Annotated in this window: 2 protein-coding genes; one reads left to right on the forward strand and one right to left on the reverse strand. The window is 56.1% G+C overall.

Features of this window, described 5'->3' with window-relative positions; translation table 11 throughout:
- Nucleotides 1–33 precede the first annotated feature (33 nt).
- Nucleotides 34–639 (reverse strand): recombinase family protein, encoded by a 606-nt coding sequence (locus tag ACHHZ7_RS25165; RefSeq protein WP_000509966.1) that lies wholly within the window; start codon nucleotides 637–639, stop codon nucleotides 34–36.
- Nucleotides 640–733: 94 nt separating this feature from the next.
- Between ACHHZ7_RS25165 and ACHHZ7_RS25170 the strand changes: the two genes are divergently transcribed.
- Nucleotides 734–3,611, forward strand: a 2,878-nt coding sequence (locus ACHHZ7_RS25170; protein WP_395149231.1) for a Tn3 family transposase, incomplete at its 3' end; no start/stop codon positions are given.

The following is a 3,611-nucleotide window of genomic DNA, read 5'->3' on the forward strand; positions in this document are numbered from 1 at the left end:
GGGGTCGGTTCCGGCTGAGGGCGAAATGACACCCTAAGCGTTAGCTCTGTGTCGTTGCACGATGTCAGCGACGGTATTCTTGCTGATACCGAGCTCGCGTGCGATCCAGCGATAGCTGCGTCCCTCGGCCCTCATCGCAACCACCTTAGGCAAAAGTCGGTCTGATTTTGGTCGCACTCCGGCCTGACGACCAAGCCTCTTACCACGTGCCTTCGCAACAGCAAGGCCTGACTTGACCCGCTCGCTGATGAGATCCCGCTCAAACTCCGCAATGCCGGAAAGAAACGTCGCCAGCATTCGTCCATACGGCGACGAAAGATCGAACGCCATTCCATTCATGGCTATCACGGAAACCTTCCAGTTCTCCAGTTCACGTAGCGTATTGAGCAGATCGAGCGTCGAGCGCCCCCACCGGGAAAGCTCAGTGACCAGGATTGCATCAATTTGTCTGGACTGGGCAAGCGCCAGGACTTTCTTTCGCTCGGCCCGGTCGAGTTTAGTTCCTGAACCTGTTTCCTTAAATATTCCCACCACGTCGTAGCCGGCACGGCCGGCGAAGGCTCGCAGATCAAATTCCTGGCGTTCACAAGACTGATCCGCTGTTGAAACCCGGCAGTAAATGGCGGCACGATGTCCCAATTGAACCCTCCTGGATTTTTGTATCGGAACGCCCTGATTTATATGGGCTGGCTGTTGTCCAAAACAGACTATACTTCAAAAGGGACGAATTTGTATGTCACGACGCCATATTTTCACCGAACGGCAGCGAGCAGCGCTGTTCGATCTGCCCACGGACGAACTGTCGCTACTGAAGTTCTACACGCTGGGCGATGATGACCTGGAAAACATTAGGCAGCGCCGCAGACCGGAAAACAGGATTGGCTTTGCCCTGCAACTTTGTGCCTTACGATATCCGGGCCGTGCACTGGCTCCTGGTGAGATGATCCCGCGTGAAGTCCTTTCCTTCGTCGGTGCTCAGCTTGGAGTTCCGGCTGATGCGCTTCTCACTTATGCCACACGGCGCCAAACCCGTCAGCAGCACATGGACACGCTGCGCGAAATTTACGGCTACAAGACCTTCACGGGCCGTGGTGCCCGTGATCTGCGGGAGTGGACTTTCGGCCAGGCCGAAGATGCCAGATCAAACGAGGATCTTGCTCATCGTTTTATTGTGCGGTGTCGGGAAACTTCCACCATTCTGCCCGCAGTATCGACAATCGAGCGCTTGTGCGCGGATGCTCTGGTCGCCGCTGAGCGGCGGATTGAAACGCGGATTGCGGAAAATTTAACAGCGGATGTTCGCGATCACCTGGACAAACTTCTGAGTGAAATGCTCGCCGGCAATATCAGTCGTTTCATCTGGCTTCGCAACTTCGAGGTTGGTAACAACTCGGCTGCTGCTAACCGTTTGCTCGACAGGCTCGAATTTCTGCGTACCCTGAATATCAATCATAGTGCTTTGGCCAGCATACCTGCCCATCGCATTGCCCGGCTGCGTCGGCAGGGTGAACGCTACTTCACCGACGGTTTGCGTGACATCACTTCGGACCGCCGCTGGGCGATCCTTGCCGTCTGTGTTGTGGAGTGGGAAGCGGCGATTGCTGATGCCATAGTCGAAACCCATGACAGGATCGTAGGAAAAACCTGGCGGGAAGCGAAGCGCCAGCATGACGAAACAATTTCCGGCTCTAAAGCCACACTCACGGATACGATCCGTACCTTCACCGCGCTGGGAGCTTCGTTGCTTGAGGCCCGCAGTGACGGAACCCCGCTGGAGATGGCTGTCGCCAGTTCGGTTGCATGGGACCGGCTCGCTCAACTGGTAGCGACAGGGACTCAACTCAGCAACACGCTAGCCGATGAGCCTCTTGCATATGTCGGGCAGGGATACCATCGCTTTCGTCGTTATGCGCCCCGCATGTTGCGCTGTCTGAAGCTCGAAGCCGCGCCGGTCGCCGGACCATTGGTAGCAGCAGCTTTGTCGATCGGAGAGATGAAAGGTGTTGCATCGCCAGAAAGGCGTTTCCTGCGGCCCAGCTCCAAATGGAACCGTCATTTACGAGCTCAGGAAAAAGGAGATACCCGTCTTTGGGAAGTGGCGGTACTCTTTCACCTCCGGGATGCTTTTCGTTCCGGAGATGTCTGGCTCGCTCATTCGCGCCGCTATGGTGACCTCAAGCAGGTACTGGTGCCGATGATCGCGGCGCAGGAAAATGCAAAACTGGCCGTGCCTTCCAACCCACAGGATTGGCTGGCAGACAGAAAGGCGCGACTCACGATCGCTCTTAAGCGGCTGGCCCGGGCTGCCCGTAACGGCACTATTCCGCACGGTAGCATAGAAGATGGAACGTTGCGGATCGACAGGTTGACAGCAGACGTGCCGGATGGTGCCGAGGCACTCATACTGGATCTGTATCGCCGAATGCCGTCCGTTCGGATTACCGACATGCTGCTTGAAGTTGATGCAGCCCTTGGTTTCACAGATGCGTTTACCCATCTGAGAACCGGGGCTCCATGTCGCGACCGGATCGGTCTGCTCAACGTCCTGCTCGCTGAAGGGCTCAATCTGGGCCTGCGTAAGATGGCGGAAGCTACAAACACGCATGATTACTGGCAGCTCTCACGCCTTGCCCGCTGGCATGTTGAAAGCGAAGCCATGAACCAGGCATTGGCAATTGTGGTGGCCGCGCAGGGTAAACTGCCGATGTCACGCGTCTGGGGGATGGGCACGTCAGCATCGAGCGATGGTCAGTTTTTCCCGACAGCGCGGCATGGCGAAGCCATGAACATGGTCAATGCCAAATATGGTTCTGTTCCCGGCCTCAAAGCGTATACTCACGTAAGCGACCAGTTCGCGCCATTCGCTTGTCAGTCGATCCCGGCGACCGTGAGCGAGGCACCGTATATTCTCGATGGACTACTGATGAACGAGGTCGGTCGCCATGTTCGCGAACAGTATGCCGATACAGCAGGATTCACCGACCATTTGTTCGGAGCCAGTAGCCTGCTCGGCTACAATCTCGTTCTGCGAATCAGGGATCTGCCATCGAAGCGGTTGTACGTATTTAATCCCGATACGACCCCCAGGGAGTTACGCAAGTTGGTAGGTGGAAAAGCCCGGGAGGATCTTATCGTTGCGAACTGGCCTGATATTTTCCGTTGTGCCGCGACGATGACCGCTGGCAAAATCAGGCCCAGCCAACTCCTGCGCAAGCTCGCTTCTTACCCACGACAAAACAACCTTGCAGTTGCGCTTCGTGAAGTTGGTCGTATTGAACGGACCCTTTTCATTATTGAGTGGATCCTGGATACGGACATGCAGCGGCGTGCTCAGATCGGTCTTAACAAGGGAGAGGCCCACCATGCGCTCAAAAATGCGCTCCGTATCGGGAGGCAGGGGGAAATTCGCGATCGCACGACAGAGGGGCAGCACTACCGAATCGCTGGGCTCAATTTATTGACTGCGGTGATCATTTACTGGAATACCGTCCATCTTGGTCATGCCGTCACGGAGCGGCGGAACGAAGGGTTGGATGTTCCCCCTGAATTTCTTCCCCACATATCCCCATTGGGCTGGGCGCACATTCTACTGACTGGCGAATATCTTTGGC

It is taken from the genome of Citrobacter freundii complex sp. 2024EL-00216 (assembly GCF_043945515.1).
Taxonomy (GTDB): domain Bacteria; phylum Pseudomonadota; class Gammaproteobacteria; order Enterobacterales; family Enterobacteriaceae; genus Citrobacter; species Citrobacter portucalensis.